15 protein-coding genes and 1 pseudogene are annotated in these 15,127 nt (G+C 74.4%); 9 read left to right on the forward strand and 7 right to left on the reverse strand.

Annotation, left to right across the window (positions count from 1 at the left end; all coding sequences use genetic code 11):
• Positions 1–19 precede the first annotated feature (19 nt).
• The 4 genes from ACFQ11_RS02670 (at position 20) to ACFQ11_RS02685 (ending at position 4,090) form a co-directional block, all read left to right on the forward strand.
• Positions 20–628 carry a TetR/AcrR family transcriptional regulator gene (locus ACFQ11_RS02670; protein WP_378296110.1) on the forward strand — a complete coding sequence of 203 codons (609 nt, stop codon included), beginning with the start codon at positions 20–22 and terminating at the stop codon, positions 626–628.
• A 354-nt stretch (positions 629–982) separates the two neighbouring features.
• Positions 983–2,491, forward strand: a complete 1,509-nt coding sequence (locus ACFQ11_RS02675; RefSeq protein WP_378296111.1) for an FAD-dependent oxidoreductase — start codon at positions 983–985, stop codon at positions 2,489–2,491.
• Positions 2,492–2,634: 143 nt separating this feature from the next.
• Positions 2,635–3,243: a TetR/AcrR family transcriptional regulator gene (locus ACFQ11_RS02680; protein ID WP_378296112.1), complete on the forward strand. Its 609-nt coding sequence runs from the start codon at positions 2,635–2,637 to the stop codon at positions 3,241–3,243.
• 4 nt (positions 3,244–3,247) lie between these two features.
• Complete coding sequence (locus tag ACFQ11_RS02685; protein ID WP_378296113.1) at positions 3,248–4,090, forward strand: alpha/beta fold hydrolase; 843 nt, start codon at positions 3,248–3,250, stop codon at positions 4,088–4,090.
• 288 nt (positions 4,091–4,378) lie between these two features.
• On the opposite strand, the gene ACFQ11_RS02690 is transcribed toward ACFQ11_RS02685, so the two are convergent.
• Entirely contained in the window at positions 4,379–4,720 is a 342-nt protein-coding gene (locus ACFQ11_RS02690; RefSeq protein ID WP_378296173.1) for an RICIN domain-containing protein, read from the reverse strand.
• An 8-nt stretch (positions 4,721–4,728) separates the two neighbouring features.
• Between ACFQ11_RS02690 and ACFQ11_RS02695 the strand changes: the two genes are divergently transcribed.
• On the forward strand, positions 4,729–4,860 hold the full coding sequence (locus ACFQ11_RS02695) for a hypothetical protein (RefSeq protein WP_378296115.1): 132 nt from the start codon (positions 4,729–4,731) through the stop codon (positions 4,858–4,860).
• Between the two features lie 118 nt (positions 4,861–4,978).
• On the opposite strand, the gene ACFQ11_RS02700 is transcribed toward ACFQ11_RS02695, so the two are convergent.
• A complete protein-coding gene (locus ACFQ11_RS02700) occupies positions 4,979–5,428 on the reverse strand; it encodes a peroxiredoxin (protein WP_378296116.1) in 450 nt (149 codons plus the stop codon).
• A gap of 243 nt (positions 5,429–5,671) precedes the next feature.
• On the opposite strand from ACFQ11_RS02700, the gene ACFQ11_RS02705 reads away from it, so the two are divergent.
• Complete coding sequence (locus tag ACFQ11_RS02705; protein ID WP_378296117.1) at positions 5,672–6,277, forward strand: TetR/AcrR family transcriptional regulator; 606 nt, start codon at positions 5,672–5,674, stop codon at positions 6,275–6,277.
• A gap of 146 nt (positions 6,278–6,423) precedes the next feature.
• Here ACFQ11_RS02705 and ACFQ11_RS02710 read toward each other — a convergent pair whose 3' ends face one another.
• Positions 6,424–7,758, reverse strand: a complete 1,335-nt coding sequence (locus ACFQ11_RS02710) for a mannitol dehydrogenase family protein (protein ID WP_378296118.1) — start codon at positions 7,756–7,758, stop codon at positions 6,424–6,426.
• Entirely contained in the window at positions 7,755–9,161 is a 1,407-nt protein-coding gene (uxaC, locus tag ACFQ11_RS02715) for a glucuronate isomerase (RefSeq protein ID WP_378296119.1), read from the reverse strand. Before uxaC ends, ACFQ11_RS02710 begins: the two co-directional genes overlap by 4 nt.
• 100 nt (positions 9,162–9,261) lie before the next feature.
• On the opposite strand from uxaC, the gene ACFQ11_RS02720 reads away from it, so the two are divergent.
• From ACFQ11_RS02720 to larC (ACFQ11_RS02730), 3 genes and pseudogenes are all read left to right on the forward strand, one after another.
• Positions 9,262–10,491 carry a lactate racemase domain-containing protein gene (locus tag ACFQ11_RS02720; RefSeq protein WP_378296121.1) on the forward strand — a complete coding sequence of 410 codons (1,230 nt, stop codon included), beginning with the start codon at positions 9,262–9,264 and terminating at the stop codon, positions 10,489–10,491.
• A 4-nt stretch (positions 10,492–10,495) separates the two neighbouring features.
• Positions 10,496–10,702: pseudogene (larC, locus tag ACFQ11_RS02725) on the forward strand (nickel insertion protein); the annotation flags it as partial.
• Between the two features lie 20 nt (positions 10,703–10,722).
• A complete protein-coding gene (larC, locus tag ACFQ11_RS02730; RefSeq protein ID WP_378296122.1) occupies positions 10,723–11,733 on the forward strand; it encodes a nickel pincer cofactor biosynthesis protein LarC in 1,011 nt (336 codons plus the stop codon).
• A 57-nt stretch (positions 11,734–11,790) separates the two neighbouring features.
• Here the strand turns inward: larC (ACFQ11_RS02730) and larB are convergent, their stop codons facing one another.
• The 3 genes from larB to uidA are packed head-to-tail and all read right to left on the reverse strand — an operon-like array spanning position 11,791 to position 15,105.
• On the reverse strand, positions 11,791–12,471 hold the full coding sequence (gene larB / locus ACFQ11_RS02735; RefSeq protein ID WP_378296123.1) for a nickel pincer cofactor biosynthesis protein LarB: 681 nt from the start codon (positions 12,469–12,471) through the stop codon (positions 11,791–11,793).
• Positions 12,464–13,309: an ATP-dependent sacrificial sulfur transferase LarE gene (gene larE / locus ACFQ11_RS02740; RefSeq protein ID WP_378296124.1), complete on the reverse strand. Its 846-nt coding sequence runs from the start codon at positions 13,307–13,309 to the stop codon at positions 12,464–12,466. Before larE ends, larB begins: the two co-directional genes overlap by 8 nt.
• 5 nt (positions 13,310–13,314) lie before the next feature.
• A complete protein-coding gene (gene uidA, locus ACFQ11_RS02745; protein WP_378296126.1) occupies positions 13,315–15,105 on the reverse strand; it encodes a beta-glucuronidase in 1,791 nt (596 codons plus the stop codon).
• Positions 15,106–15,127 lie beyond the last annotated feature (22 nt).

A 15,127-nucleotide genomic window follows, 5' to 3' on the forward strand; every position in this document is an offset into this window, starting at 1 on the left:
GTGTGGTACGACTGGCCGCATGAAGACGACGGGACGGCCCTATCACCATGGGTCCCTGCCGGAGAAGCTGGTCGAGCATGCCGTCGAGCTGCTGGACGAGGGCGGCGCCGAAGCGGTGACCGTCCGGGAGGTGGCGCGCAGGGCGGGAGTCTCGCCCGCGGCGCCGTTCAGGCATTTCCCCGACCGGGCGGCCCTCATGGCGGCCGTGGCGGAGGCCGTCATGGTGGACTTCGGCGTGGTCCAGTTGGCCGCGGTGCGCTCGGCCGAAGCCCTGCCGTTCCGGGCCCTGGGCACCGCTTTCGTCCACTACGCCCTGGCCCATCCGCACCGTTTCGCGCTCCTGCGGACGGTCCTCTTCGCCGCGGACCGTTCCCCTGCCATCGAGGAGGGGCACCGCGCGTTCACGAACGCCATCACCGACATGATCGTCGCGGGCCAGCGGCGCGGCGAACTCCGGCGGGCCGACCCCGAATTGATCAGGATCGCCGCCCAGGCACTGGTCTACGGACTCTCCCAGATGTTCGTCGACGACTACCTCGACGCCTCCCGAGCCGAGACCCTGATCAACGAGGTCGTCGACCTGTTCGGCCTGGGCGTCCTCGCCTCGGGCCGGTCGGTCGACGCCTGACTGGGCGGCGCGCCGTCTCCAGGCCGTTGCGGGTCCTGCGGACGGTGTCTCGGCGCCGGTCGCCGAAGCGGGTCTCGCGCCTCGCGGGATGCGCCCCCCGGATACGGGAACCGACCGGCATCGGGCGAGAAGTCACGCCGGCGCCCGACCGGGCGGCCGTCTGACGCGGCTTTCCGTCCCGGTTCCGGTCGATCCGCCGGCCAGGCTTGCCATTTATATAACAGCGTTCTACAGTCGCATTACGTCGATCTACAACTCGGGGGCATCGTTCCACTGGAGGTTGTGATGACCAGGACGGCACCCGGATCTCGCGGAGGTCCGCACCGTGCGCCGCCGTCGGCGCGCGGTGACGCGGTGGTGATCGGGAGCGGCATGGGCGGCCAGCTCGCGGCGCGGGTACTGCTGGATCACTTCGATCGGGTCACCCTGGTCGACCGGGACCGTTTCCCGGAGTCGCCGGCGCACCGGCCCGGGGCGCCGCAGTCGTACCACGCGCACGGCCTGCTGCTGCGCGGCCGGGAGATCATCGAGGAGCTGTTCCCGGGGATCGAGGAGGACCTGAGAGCCGCCGGGGCGACCGTCGAACGCGGCCGCGTGCCGTTCCAGGTGGTGTCGCCGTTCGGGCCGCTGCCGCTCACGCCCATCGACGACGAGTTCGTGGTCTACAGCCGGTTCCTGCTGGAGTGGCAGATCCGGGAGCGGTTGGCCGCGCACTCCCGGCTGCGGCTGCTGGGGGGCACGGAAGTGGTGGGCCTGGACACCGGCGGCCCGGCGGGTCGGCCGGGGTCCGGGCGGGTCACCGGCGTGCGGGTGCGTCATCGCGGCGCGCACGTCGGCGCCGCCTTCGTGCTCGCCGCGGACCTGGTGGTCGACGCGAGCGGGCGCCGCTCCAAGGCGCCGGACTGGTTGCGCGAGCTGGGCTGCGGAGAGGTGGTCGAGGAGACCATCACCTCCGGCATCGGCTACGCGTCGCGCTTCTACGCCAAACCCGAGGGGTTCCCCGGCGAATGGTCCGGGATCGTGGTCAACGGCCGGGCCCCGGACAACCCCCGAAGCGGGCTGGTGCTGGGTATCGAGAAGGATCAGTGGCACGTCACCCTCGGCGGGTTCGCCGGCGCCGCCCCGCCCACCGACGAGGCGGGGTTCCTGCAGTGGGCCCGCGACCTGCCTGATCCGACGATCTACGAGTGCATCCGGATCGCCCGCCCGCTGACCCCGATCCGGGGCCATCGCACGCCGACCAACCGGCTGCGCCGCTTCGAGCGGCTGACCAGGTGGCCGCCCGGTTTCGTGGCCACCGCCGACGCGGTGTGCGCGTTCAACCCGATCTACGGCCAGGGCATGACCGTGGCCGCCACCGACGCGCTGGTCCTGGGCGAGTGCCTGCGAGACTACGCCGACCCGCCGCGCCGCGGCGTCCGGCCGCGCCCGGCCCGGACCCGGCCGGGCTTCGAGCGGGAGTTCCAGCGCCGGCTGGCCAAGAACGTCGCGACCGCGTGGATGGTGGCCGGCGGCGAGGACCTGCGCTGGCCGGACATCGCCCTGCGCGGGGCGCGACCACGGCGCGGCGGGGAAGCCGCGCGGCGCTGGATCGACCTGGTGCTGCGCGCGGCCGTGGCCGACCCGTACCTCTCCGGGAGGTACTTCGACCTGATCATGATGATGGCGTCGCCGGCCACGATGTTCGGCCCCCGGGTGCTGGCGCACGTCGCCCGGGCGGCGATCGCGGGAAGGCTGGGCGTCCCCGGTCGGGAATTCGGCCTGACGGACGCCTCGCTGGCGGCCGTCCGCGCCCTTCCCGACGCGCACCCCGAGGCCGGCGGCGGGCCGGCGGCGCCGGGGCGGCGCGGAGCCGTCACGTGACATCGCCGCCATGGCCGCCCTCGCCGGGGCCGGCGACACGTCCGCGAGCGACGTATGTCGGCGGCGTGGTTGCATGGCCGCATGCCATCACCGCCGCCGCCCGCCCCGTTCCGGACACCGACCCGCCGCCCCCGGGGGCAGATGTGAGCCGGGGACGGACGTCGGCGCTGGTGGTCCGCGAGGCGCTGCTGCGGGCGGCCCGTGAGCTGCTCGACGAGCGCGGCCCCTCGGGGCTGGCGATCCGCGACATCGCCGCGCGCGCCGGGGTGGCCCCGATGGGGGTGTACAACCGGTTCGGCTCCAAGGACGGCATCCTCAACGCGCTGCTCGAACAGGGCTTCGCCGAGCTCGCGGCCGCGGTCACCGTCCGGCCCGTCGCCGCCGACCCCCTCGGCGCGATCACCGCCGGAATGGGCAACTACCGCGCGTTCGCGCTGGCCAACCGCGCGATGTACCAGTTGATGTTCGACCTGCCGATCGCGGGGTTCGAACCGTCCCCGGAGGTCCGCATGATGGCGCTCGCGGCGTTCGAGCGACTGATCGACGCGGTCCAGCTGGGCATCGCGACCGGGCACCTGCGGCCCGGAGATCCCGATGAGATCGCCCAACGGATCTGGGCGGGCTGCCACGGCGCGACCAGTCTGGAGCTGCGCGGTATCGCGTTCATCACCGACCACGACGCCCACTACGACGCGCTCGTCCGGACCCTGTTGCGCGGACTCGCCGCCGACCCCGACCCCGAGAGCGAGTGAGCCGATGATCACGATCAGCCGAGCCGGGCTGGAGTTCGACGTCATCGAGAGCGGGCCCGCCGGCGGTGAGCCGGTGGTGCTGCTGCACGGGTTCCCGCAGCACGCCGACAGCTGGGACGCGCTGACCCCGCTGCTCACCGCGCACGGCTACCGCGTCCTGGCGATGGACCAGCGCGGCTACAGCCCGAAGGCCAGCCCGCGCGGACGCCTCGCCTACCGCATCGAGGAACTCGTCGCCGACGTCGTCGCCCTGATCGACGCCCGGGCCGCCGGTGGCCCGGTCCATGTGGTCGGCCACGACTGGGGCGCGGCGGTGGCCTGGGCACTGACCGCCGCCCACCCCGAGCGGGTGGCCAGCCTGACGGCCCTGTCGGTGCCGCACCCGTTCGCGTTCCTGACGGCGATGTTCACCAGCGTGCAGGGACTGAAGTCCTGGTACATGTACTTCTTCCAGTTGCCGTGGCTGCCCGAACGGCTGCTGCTCGTCAACCCGGTCCGGACGCTGGTCCGGTCCGGTCTGTCCCCGGAGCAGGCCCGGCGGGACGCGGCCCGGTTCACCGGCCCGGAGACACTGCGCACCGCGATCAACTGGTACCGGGCCATGCCGCTGGTCGACCCGCGCGCCGCCCGCGCGCCGGTGCGCCGTCCGACGTTGTTCGTGTGGTCCGATGGCGACGTGGCCATCTCCCGGCGGGCGGCGCAGCGCTGCGCTCGCCACGTCCAGGCCCCCTACACCTTCGTGACGTTGGCCGGAGTGAGCCACTGGATCCCCGACCAGGCCCCCGGCGAGCTCGCCGAGCTGTTGGTGCCGCACCTGCGGCTCTGGCCCGCCACCGCCCCCGGCTGACGAGCGGGCGTCCGGCCGGCCGAAGATGTCGGCGGACGTTCGGTTGACCGGGCACCGGACCCGTCCGATGAACCCGGTGTACGTCATCGGGCCCTGGACGGCCGAGGCGGCATCGGCCGGCGACCCGGCGCATGGCAGACCTCTACCGGCGAGAGGCGTGGGGCGTCTCCCCGATAACCCGCCCGGGGCGGGCGGCGCCGCACTCGTCGATCCCGCTGGATCGACGAGTGCGGCGCGCGCCGGAGTGGTCAGGCCGTCCGTCCGGACCGTCGGCGCCGGACGGGGCGATCAGCGTCCCAGCAGCCGCCATGTCTGGTTCGCGGGGCCGGTCCGGTCGGCGGGGTTGCAGGGCCACTGATGGATCAGCGCCCGCGGCGCGGTGGAGATCCCGCTGACATCGACGCACTTGCCGCTGTGCCGGGCGACGAGCTGGTAGTCGTGGGAATCGCTCCCAGAGGAGGTGACCTTACGGAGCGTGAACCGCTGGTTGGCGCCGCCGTTGCAGGTCCACTGCTGCACCGCGGCGCCGTCCGCGGTGGACAGCCCGTTGACGTCCAGGCACTTGCCCGACTGCCGGTTGACGGCGGTGTAGGTGTCGGGGATCCCGGCGACGGGCTGGAAGTTCCACAGTTCACGAGATGGGGCGCATCGCGATCGACCTCCTGCTGGAGCGGATGAGGACGCCCGAGCTGCCGGCCCAGCACCGGCTCCTGACGCCTGGGATCGTCCTGCGCGCGAGCACCGGGCCCGCACCCGTCCCCGGCGATTGACCACCGCCCGTCCGCCACCGCCCGTCCGCCATCGCCGTCCGCCTCCGCGGGGGGCATGGGCGCGGCCACCGGTCTCCCGGACGCCGTACGCCGCCGGGGCGGACGGCGTCCCGGTCCGCTACTTCGGCAGTGCGGCCAGCGCCTTGTCCGCGTGGACGTTCATGTTGATCTCGCTGTGGACCGCCGCGAGCACACGCCGGTCACCGCCGATGACGAACGTCGCCCGTTTCGCGGGCAGCCCGGGGATGCGCCGCGCGATCCCGTAGGCGCGGGCGATGGCCCCGCCGTCGTCGGAGAGCAAGGGGTAACCGAGCCGGTGCCGGTCGTCGAACTGCTTCTGTTTACGGACGTCGTCGCCGCTGATGCCCAGGATCGCCGCTCCGCGCCCGGCGAACTCGGCGACGATGTCGCGGAAGTGGCATGCCTCGCGGGTGCATCCCGGGCTGAGGGCGGCCGGGTAGAAGAACAGCACCACCGGCCCGGTGCTCAGCAGGTCGCTCAGCCGCACGCGTTCGCCGTGCTGGTCCGGCAGTTCGAAATCGGGTGCGGTTTCGCCCGTCTGCAACATCGGATGTCCTCCTGCGTTCGGTCGTCGGTCTGGACGAGAACGAGTTCGGCGGCGACGTTGCCCTGCGTCGCGCGGCTGTAGGGCGTCCCCGGTGCGCGACCGCCGGTAGGGCCTGCGCCTGGTCGTCGGGCACGTCCGGCGGTTCGGCCTCGATCCGGACGGTGAGGGACGCCGACCGGGCCGGGCCGATATCTCGTATATTTAACGTACCGCCACGGTACATTAATTCTCGGGGATGGTGAAGTGAGCCCAGCAGGACGGCCGCGCGGACGCCGGCGCGACCCGTCGATCGACGCGCGGGTCCTCCGGGCGGCGGTGGACGAACTCGCCGAACGGGGGATCGCGGGGTTCTCCACCAACAGCGTGGCCGCACGGGCCGGGGTCGACAAGCGCGGCATCTACGCCCGCTGGCCCGACCGCGACCGGCTCGTCCTCGACGCGCTGGGCACCCTCGCCGCCGGGCTGACGGTGCCCGGGACGGGCGCGCTGCGCACCGACCTGCTCGCGATCGTCCCCGCGGTGGCCGCGGTGTTCACCAGTCCGCGCCTGGAGATTCTGCAGCGGTGCGTCCAGGAGGCGCAGGACCACCCCGCCATCTACGCCGGGTTCCGCCGCGACTTCGTCGACCACTGCATGGCCGTCGTGGAGGACGTGTTCCGCTCGGCCCGGCGTCGCGGCGAGATCCCCGGCACGGTCGATCCCGAACTCGCCTGCGAGGCATTCCTGGGCGTCATCCTGACCCGGGTCAGCTTCTCGGGCGAGGCGTCCGTCCTCGACCCCGGCCGGCAGCACGCCGTCGTCGACTTCTTCGTCACCACGCTGGAGCCCGGAGAACCCGCACCGACCTGACGTCCCGACGCCGCCGCGGACGGGCTGTGCCACGGCCTCGGCTCCGCTCGTTCATGCCCGGCAGGCGGGGAGGGGGCGCACCCTGGGGCAGCGCGTTGATGTCTCAGAGCGAGACGGTCCCGCGATGCGGAGGGGCGTTGCGCTCGTCACTTCCGGGTCAGTTCGCCTGCTTGCAGGGCGACCGCGTCCACCAGGGCGGGATCGCGGGCCAGCGCTGGGTCGAGCCGGTGCAGGATGTCGCAGGCCGCGTCCCGGAGGGAACCGGACGCGGGGCGGGCGGTGTCCGCGCGCAGGTACAGCAGCCATGCCGCGACGATGCGGGCCGCGGCGACGGGTGGCGCCCCGCTTCGGCGTGCGCTGTGGACGGACGGAACGACGCGGTCGAGGAGTTTGTCGGCGCCGTTCTCCGCGATCTTGGCGAGGGCGTGGGCGATCCGCGGATTGGAGAAGCGTTCGACGAGCGCGGTGCGGTAGGCGGCCAGGCCGGGATCGGGGTCCAGTCCGGCGGACGCCTCGTCCCACCACTCGGTGAGCCACGTCCGGCAGAGCGGGTCGGTCATGGCCTCGGCGACGGTGGTGTGGCCGCGGAGCGAGCCGGCGTAGGCGAGGAGCGAGTGGCCGCCGTTGAGCAGCCGGAGCTTGCGGCGCTCGTAGGGGGTGATGTCGGGGACGAAGCGGGCGCCGGCGGCTTCCCAGTGCGGACGCCCCGCGGGGAAGTCTCCGCACAGCGCCCATTCGGCGAACGGCTCCGCCACGACGGGGGCGGCGTCGGTCCTGCCGGTGGCGGCGGCCACCGCCGCCGCGGTCTCGTCCGCCGGCCAGGGCGTGATGCGGTCCGCGACGGTGTCCACGTAGGAGGCGTGCGCCGCCGCCGGCGCCCAGGCCGGGCCGATCGCTTCGGCGAGTTCCCGGACGATCCGGGCGATCGTCCGGCCGTTGCCGGGGAGGTTGTCGCACGGCACGATCGCCACCGGTCCGCCGCCGGCCCGTCGCCGTGCGGCCAGCCCGGCCAGCAGCCTGGCCGCCGCGGTGCGGACGGGGGCGTGCGGGGAGGCGCGGAGCGCCGCGATGTCGGCGCGGACGTCCGGGAGGCCGGTGTCGAGGCCGCCGCCGGGCGTCCGGGTGTACCCGGCTTCGGTCACCGTCAGCGTGACGACCGCCAGGCGGGGTTCGCGCCAGTACTCCAGCCAGGCCGTGCGGTCGCCGCCGGGGTGCGCCGCCGAGACGGAGCCGACCCGCTCGAAGCGGTCGCCGCCGGGGCCGCGCACGACCAGCGTGTACATCCCGTCCTGGGCGTTCAGGCGGTCCGCGGTCCGCGTGCTGCGGCCGGTGAACGCGGCGATGCCCCACCGCGGGGCGTCCGGCGCGTTCTCGGTGTACCAGGCCTGGTGGGCTCGGAAGAAGCCGCCGAGGCCGAGGTGGAGCATCCGCACCGGGGCGGGCGGGCGGCCGTCGCGGGCCCGGGTCAGCGGCGGGATCACAGTTTGAACGCCCGGCGCGGATTGACGGCGACCAGTTCCGCGGCCGCCTCGAAGGCCTCCTCCTCGGTCAGCCGGTGCTCGGCCACCAGCTCGGCGAGGAACCCGCTGTCCAGGCGGCGGGACATGTCGTGCCGGGCGGGGATGGAGCAGAAGGCGCGGGTGTCGTCGACGAATCCGGTGGTGCGGGAGAGCCCCGCGGTCTCGGTGACGGACCGCTGGAACCGGCGGATCGCGTCGGGCGCGTCGAGGAACCACCAGGGCGCCCCCGCGTACACCGACGGGTAGAAGCCGGCCAGCGGCGCGATCTCGCGGGAGAACGCCGTCTCGTCGATGGTGAACAGGACGAGCTGGAAGCCGTCCGCGGTTCCGTACCGCTCCAGCAGCGGCCGGAGCGCGTCGGTGAACTCGGCGCGCAGGGGGATGTCGTGGCCGGTGTCGGGGCCGTAGCGGTGCAGGGTCGGCGGGTGGTGGTTGCGGCGCACCGCCGGGTGCAGCGTCATCACGAGACCGTCCTCGCACGACATGCGGGCCATCTCCAGCAGCATGTGCCGCCGGAACGCGAGCGTCTCCGCCTCCGTCGCGTCACCGGCGAGGGCGGCGCGGTAGATGCGGTCGGCGTCGCGGGACGGCAGCGGGTCCGTGCGGGCGTCCGCGTGGCTGTGGTCGGCGGACGTCGCGCCGTGCTCGACGAAGTGGCGGCGCCGCGCCTCCAGAGCTCGGATGTACCCGTCATAGTCGGACGTATCGGTGTCGGCGGCCTCGCCCAGCCGCATGACCGCCTTGGCCCAGCCGGCCCGCTCCGGCTCCAGGTAGCGGTCGGGACGGAAGGTCGGGACGACCCGCGCCCGCCAGGCGGGGTCCTCGGCGAGGGCACGGTGGGCGGCGAGATCGTCGCACGGGTCGTCGGTCGTGGCGAGCACGTCGATGCCGAAGCGGCCGAACAGTGCGCGCGGCCGGAAGGACGGTTCCGCGAGCCGCTCGGCGATCCGGTCGTAGATCCGGTCCGCGGTGTCGGGGGCGGGACGGTCCTCGACGCCGAAGACCTCGCCCAGCTCGGTCTCCAGCCAGTACCGGACGGGTGTTCCGCGGAAGACCGGCCAGTGCTCGCACAGCCGCCGCCACGCCGTGCGGGCCGCGGTCTCGGAGAGCGGGCCGCGTCCCACGCCGAGGTCGTGCAGCGGGACGCCCGCGGCGTGCAGCAGCCGGGTGACGTAGTGGTCCGGCGAGATCAGCAGGCTCGCCGGGTCGCCGAACGGTTCGTCCTCGGCCAGCAGCCGCGCGTCGACGTGCCCGTGCGGCGACAGGATCGCGAGTCCCCGGACGGAGTCGTAGAGCCGCCGCGCCAGGGCGCGCACGCCGGGATCGGCGGGCAGCAGCCGGTCGGGATGCAGATGGATCGGCATGTGCCGAATGGTCGTCGGCGTCCGCTGCGCCGGGCAATCGGTTGCCACGTGTTGCCGCGCGCGGTTGCCCGCGGGACGGCGGGCGTGATCCGCTGGCGCCATGATGCACCGGATCGGCGGCCCGCACGGCGTCCTCTCCGGCGAGCAGGCGGCTGGCTTCGTCGCCGCGCGGCTCGCGGCGGAGGATCTCGACGGCCGCAGCGTGTGCCTGGTGGTGCCCGACGGCACCCGGAGCTGCCCGCTCCCGATGCTCGTGCGCGCCGTCCACGCCGCGCTGCACGGCCGCGTGTCCCGGCTGACCGTTCTCGTCGCGCTGGGGACGCACGCGCCGATGAGCGACGAGGAACTGGCCGCGCACGTTCCCGCGCTCCCCGGCATGACCGTGCTCAACCACGCGTGGTGGGAGCCGTCGACGTTCGTGTCGCTCGGTGTGATCGGCGCCGCGCGGGTCGGCGAGCTGTCCGGGGGGCTGCTGCACCACGAGGTGGACGTGCGGATCAACCGGGCCGTCGTGGAGCACGATGTCGCGCTCGTCGTCGGGCCGGTGTTCCCGCACGAGGTGGTGGGCTTCTCCGGCGGCAACAAGTACTTCTTCCCGGGCGTCGCGCACGCCGACGTGATCGACCTGTCGCACTGGCTGGGCGCCCTGATCACCAGCGCGGACATCATCGGCACGCGCGGTGTCACGCCCGTCCGCGCGCTGATCGACGAGGCGGCCGCGCTGATCCCGCGCCGCAGGCTCGCGCTGTGCGCGGTGGTCGGGTCCGGTTCGGGGGAGCTGCACTCGCTGGCGTTCGGCCCGCCGGAGGAGGCGTGGGCGGCGGCGGCCGAGGTGTCGGCCGACGTCCATGTCCGTTACCTGGACGCGCCGGTCCGGCGGGTGCTGTCGGTGATGCCCGACAAGTACGGCGACATGTGGACGGCCGCGAAGGGCTTCTACAAGGTCGAGCCGGTCGTCGCCGACGGCGGCCAGGTCGTCGTGTACGCGCCGCACGTCCGGACGATCTCGGCGATGCACCCCGAGATCGAGGAGATCGGCTACCACTGCCGCGACTACTTCACGAAGCAGTGGGACCGCTTCCGGCATGTCCACTGGGGCGTCCTCGCCCACTCCACCCATCTGCGCGGCGCGGGGACCTACGACGCGGAGCACGGCGAGCGCTTCCGGGTCACCGTCACGCTGGCGACGGGCGTCCCCGAGGACGTCGTGCGCCGCGCGAACCTCGACCACCTCGACCCGGCCGCCGTCGACGTCGACGCGTTCGCCGCCGACCCGGACACGCTCGTCGTGCCGCAGGCGGGCGAGGTGCTGTACCGGCTGCGCGGCTGAGCCGGTGCGGACCGCGTGGATCGACGCGTCGGCCGGCGTCGCGGGGGACATGCTGCTGGCCGCCCTGCTCGACGCGGGCGCCGCCACGTCGTCCGTCCGGGCCGCGGTCGACGCGGTGGTCCCGGGCGAGGTCCGGCTGGTGCGCGAGGAGGTGACGCGGGCGGGGATGCGGGCGGCGCGCGTCCGGGTGGTCCCGGGCGAGGACGGCCGCCCCCACCGGACGGGCTCGATGTGGCGCGGCTGCTCGCCCGGGCCGGCCTTCCGGCACCGGTGCGTGAGGACGCGCTGGCGGTGTTCGGGCGGCTCGCCGCGGCGGAGGCGCGCGTGCACGGCGTCGCCGTCGACGACGTCGCCTTCCACGAGGTCGGCGCGTGGGACTCCATCGCGGACGTCGTCGGAGTCTGCGCGGCCCTCCACGACCTGTCGGTGGCCGACGTCGCCGCGGGCCCGGTCGCCGTCGGCGCGGGGCGCGCCGCGACCGCGCACGGCGACATGCCGGTGCCCGTCCCCGCCGTCGCCGAACTGGCGGCCGGGCGGAGCGTCCTCGCCGGCGGCGACGGCGAACTGGCGACGCCCACCGGCATGGCGCTCCTGGCCGTGCTCGCCCGCGAGGAGCGCGGCCTGCCGCCCATGCGGCTGGAAGCGACGGGCGTCGGCGCCGGTTCCCGCGACACCCCCAGACGGCCCAACGTCGTGCGCGTCCTTCTCGGCGCCGCCGAGGAGGGGCCGGGGGACGGGCCGGGGGTCGGGGCGGCCGAGGCGGTCGTCCTGGAGGCCAACGTCGACGACCTCGACCCCCGCGTGTGGCCCGGCGTCCTGGCGTCCCTGCTGGAGGCGGGCGCGTCCGACGCGTGGCTCGTCCCCGTGCTGATGAAGAAGGGCCGCCCGGCGCACGCGCTGTGCGTGCTGAGCCCGCCCGGACGGGCGGACCGGCTGCGGACGGAGATGTTCCGGCTGACCAGCACGCTCGGCGTCCGGGAGCGGACCGTCCGCAAGACAATGCTGCGGCGCGGCTGGGCGCGCGTGGACGTCCTCGGCGCGCGGCTGCCGATCAAGGTGGGGCACCGGGACGGCCGCATCGTGCAGGCGGCGCCCGAGTTCGAGGACGCCGCCCGCCTCGCCGCCGAACGCGGCGTCCCGGTCCGCGCGGTCCTGGACGCCGCCGTCGCCGCCGCGCACGCCGCCGGGCTCGCGCACGGCGAACCGGCGCCGCCCGGCCTGGAGGCGGGCCCGCCCACATGACCCGACGCGGCCGGTTCAGGGCGGCCGGTTCAGGGCGGCCGGTTCAGGGCGGCCGGTTCAGGGCGGCGCCGCGATCTGCGCGGCCAGGTGCCCGGCGCCGTACCCGTTGTCGATGTTGACCACCGCGACGCCCGGGGCGCACGCGTTGAGCATCGACAGCAGCGGCGCCAGCCCGCCGAACGCCGCGCCGTACCCCACCGACGTCGGCACCGCGACGACGGGCGCGGCCACCAGGCCCGCGACCACGCTCGCCAGCGCCCCGTCCATGCCCGCCGCCACGACGATCGCGCGGGCCGCGCGGAGCGTGTCGAGGAGGCCGAGGACGCGGTGCAGCCCCGCGACGCCGACGTCCACGGCCAGCTCGCACGAACGCCCGAGGTGACGCGCGGTCAGCTCGGCCTCGCGCGCCACCGGCAGGTCGGACGTGCCCGCGGCCAGCACCACGACCCGCCCGCCGGACGGCTCCGGCGGCTCGGGCGGCCACGCCAGCAGCCGCGCGCCGGGCTCGTGGCGCGCGTCGGGCAGCTCGGTGGTCACCGCCCGCGCGTGCTCCGGCCCGGCGCGCGTGAACAGCGCGGCGCCGCCCCCGGTCCCGCGTTCGCGCAGCCGCGCGGCGATGGCGCGCACCTGCTCCGGGGTCTTGCCCTCGCAGTACACCGCCTCCGGGTAGCCGCGGCGCGCCGCCCGGTCGTGGTCGAGCCGGGCGAACGACTCCGGCGGGCGCCACTCGTCAGCCATGCCGCGCCTCCACCAGCGGCAGCGTGAACGCGCCCGACTGGATGCCGGCCAGGTCGACCGCGACCATGCGGAACCCCGCCCGCCGCACCGCCGTCAGGACGTCCGCGCGCAGCTCGCCCGCCAGCCGCGCGATGTCGCCGACCGGAACCTCGACGCGGGCGACCTCGCCGTGATGCCGGACCCGGCAGTCGCGCAGCCCCAGCCGCCGCAGCGCCCGCTCGGCCTCCTCCACCTGCGCCAGCTTCCCGGGGGTGACCTCCGTGAAGTGCGGGATCCGGGACGCCAGGCACGGCGCGGCCGGCTTGTCCGCCGACGGCAGGCCGAACGCGGCGGCGATCCGGCGGACCGCCGCCTTGCCGAGGCCCGCGTCGGCGAGCGGGCGCAGCACCCGGTGCTCCTCCGCGGCCCGGGAACCGGGACGGTCCGGGCGGCGTGCGTCGTCGGCGTTCTCCCCGTAGGCGACGGCGGTGACGCCGTGCTCCGCCGCGACCTCCGTCGAGATCCGCGCGAACAGCTCGTCCTTGCAGTGGAAGCACCGGTCGGGGCCGTTGGCGCGGTAGGCGGGCGCGTCGCCCTCGCGGGTCTCGACCTCCACCACGGCCGCGCCGACGTGCGCGGCGACCTCGTGCGCCGCGCCGCGCTCGTCCGCCGCGAGGCTGGGCGAGACGCCGAGCACGGCCAGCACCCGGTCCGCGCCCAGCTCCCGGACGGCGATCGCGAGCAGCACCGAGGAGTCCACGCCGCCGGAGAACGCCACGGCGAGCCGTCCGGACGTTCGCAGCAGCGCGCCCGCGCGGTCGGCGTCCCGCGCGTCCTCCCCGGTCAGCATGGGCGGCATCGCGGTCACCTCGGTTTCCGGCCGTTCAGGCCCGTCCAGCGTGCCCGGAGGGCGTGCGCGGCGCTCTTCGGCCGCCGGTCGCGGGTGAACACGCCCTTCTTGTTGCCGTCCACGCGGTGGATGCCGTTGGACGTGGCGAAGTCGGCGAAGTTCCAGACGTGCTCGCCGACGAACGCCTCGAACCGGTCGAACACCCGGTGGTTCATCTCGAAGTAGGCCCGCTGGTACTCCTCCGTCCAGGGGACGTCCCACACCGAGTGCAGGCCCGGCAGGGTGTCGGCGCCGTACTCGCCCATCATGACGGGCTTGCCGAACTTCTCCACCCAGCCGCGCAGGTCGTGCTCGAGGTACTGCTCGGCCGCCTCGAGGTCGCCGTTGGCGATGTACCAGCCGTAGTAGCGGTTGACGGTCACGACGTCGAAGAGGTCGGCGATGAGGTCGTTGTCGCCGGTCGCGCCCAGCCAAGCGGTGTGGGTGATCGGGCGGGTAGGGTCGAGCTCACGGGTCAGCTCCACCAGCGGCTCGAAGTACTCGCGCGCCCCCTCCTCGGCGGACGAGGACTCGTTGGCCAGGCACCACATCACGACGCTCGGGTGGTTCTTGTCGCGGGCGATGAGTTCCCGCAGGTGGCGGGCGTGGGCGTCCCGCGTGGCCGCGCCGAAGTTCTCCGGCGCCCAGGTGGGATCGTGCGGGCGCCCGGTGAGCCCGCCCTGGACGGCCAGGTTGAGCCCGACGGCCGCGGTCTCGTCGATGACGACGATGCCGTGCCGGTCGGCGAACTCCAGCACCTCTTCCGCGTACGGGTAGTGGGAGGTGCGGAAGGAGTTCGCGCCGATCCACTCCAGGAGCTGGAAGTCGTGCACGAGATGGGCGTTGTCGTGCCCCTTGCCGCGCACGGGGGCGTCCTCGTGCTTGCCGAACCCGGTGAAGTAGAACGGCTCACCGTTGATCAGGAACTCGGTGCCGCGCACCTCGACCGTGCGGACGCCGAACGGCTCCCGGTAGACGTCGAGGACGCCGCCCCCGTCCTCGTCGAGCACCTCTATGACCAGCTCGTACAGGTACCCGGCGCCCGGCCGCCACGGCGTCGCGCCGTCGATCCGCAGCGCCCCGGTCGCGCCGGCGGCCGCCGCGACCTCCGCGCCGTCCGCGTCGAGCGCCCGCACGCGGACGGGCGCGGACGAGTTCGTCTCGACGGAGTATCCGACCGTGCCGGTCGTGCCGTCGAGGCCGGTCGTGATCGTGACGTCCGTGACGTGCACCGGCGGCACGCTGTGCAGCCAGATCGAACGCGCCAGCCCGGCGTAGTTGTAGAAGTCGTGCTTGTACTGCTGCTCGCGGCGGCCGCTCCGCGCGACGGTGACCGTGCCGGGCGGGATCGTCACGTTCGACAGCTCGTTGTTCACGCCGATCGTCAGGCGGAACTCGTCGCCGGCGCGCACATGCCCGGTGATGTCGGCCTCGAACGGCGTGTAGCCGCCGACATGCTCGGCGACGAGCACGCCGTCGACGTAGACGCGCCCCTCGTGGGTGGCCGCGTCGACCCGCAGCAGGACGCGCTCGTCCGTCCAGCCGCGCGGCACGCGGGCCGTCCGCTGGTACCAGACCCAACCCACATGGTCGCGGATCGCGGGGTCGGTGAACAGGTCGTTGTAGCTCGCCGGGACGGCCGCCTCCAGCCGCGTGTCGAGGGGGCCCTTCCACGGTTCGGGTCTGGCGGCGCCGTCGAGGGCGAACCGCCAGAGGCCGTCCAGGTTCACCTGCTCGCGGGTGGGAGTGGAACGTGGCTTCAGCATCGGGCTGTTCCTATCGCCTGCC

Source organism: Actinomadura sediminis, from assembly GCF_042675525.1.
Classification (GTDB): Bacteria; Actinomycetota; Actinomycetes; order Streptosporangiales; family Streptosporangiaceae; genus Spirillospora; species Spirillospora sediminis.

Coding starts and splice junctions, on each gene's coding strand:
- ACFQ11_RS02685 (WP_378296113.1), top strand. CDS start 3,248: ATGATCACGATCAGCCGAGCCGGGCTGGAGTTCGACGTCATCGAGAGC.
- ACFQ11_RS02720 (WP_378296121.1), top strand. CDS start 9,262: ATGATGCACCGGATCGGCGGCCCGCACGGCGTCCTCTCCGGCGAGCAG.
- uidA (WP_378296126.1), bottom strand. CDS start 15,105: ATGCTGAAGCCACGTTCCACTCCCACCCGCGAGCAGGTGAACCTGGAC.
- ACFQ11_RS02700 (WP_378296116.1), bottom strand. CDS start 5,428: ATGTTGCAGACGGGCGAAACCGCACCCGATTTCGAACTGCCGGACCAG.
- ACFQ11_RS02695 (WP_378296115.1), top strand. CDS start 4,729: ATGGGGCGCATCGCGATCGACCTCCTGCTGGAGCGGATGAGGACGCCC.
- uxaC (WP_378296119.1), bottom strand. CDS start 9,161: ATGCCGATCCATCTGCATCCCGACCGGCTGCTGCCCGCCGATCCCGGC.
- larE (WP_378296124.1), bottom strand. CDS start 13,309: ATGCCGCCCATGCTGACCGGGGAGGACGCGCGGGACGCCGACCGCGCG.
- larB (WP_378296123.1), bottom strand. CDS start 12,471: ATGGCTGACGAGTGGCGCCCGCCGGAGTCGTTCGCCCGGCTCGACCAC.
- ACFQ11_RS02670 (WP_378296110.1), top strand. CDS start 20: ATGAAGACGACGGGACGGCCCTATCACCATGGGTCCCTGCCGGAGAAG.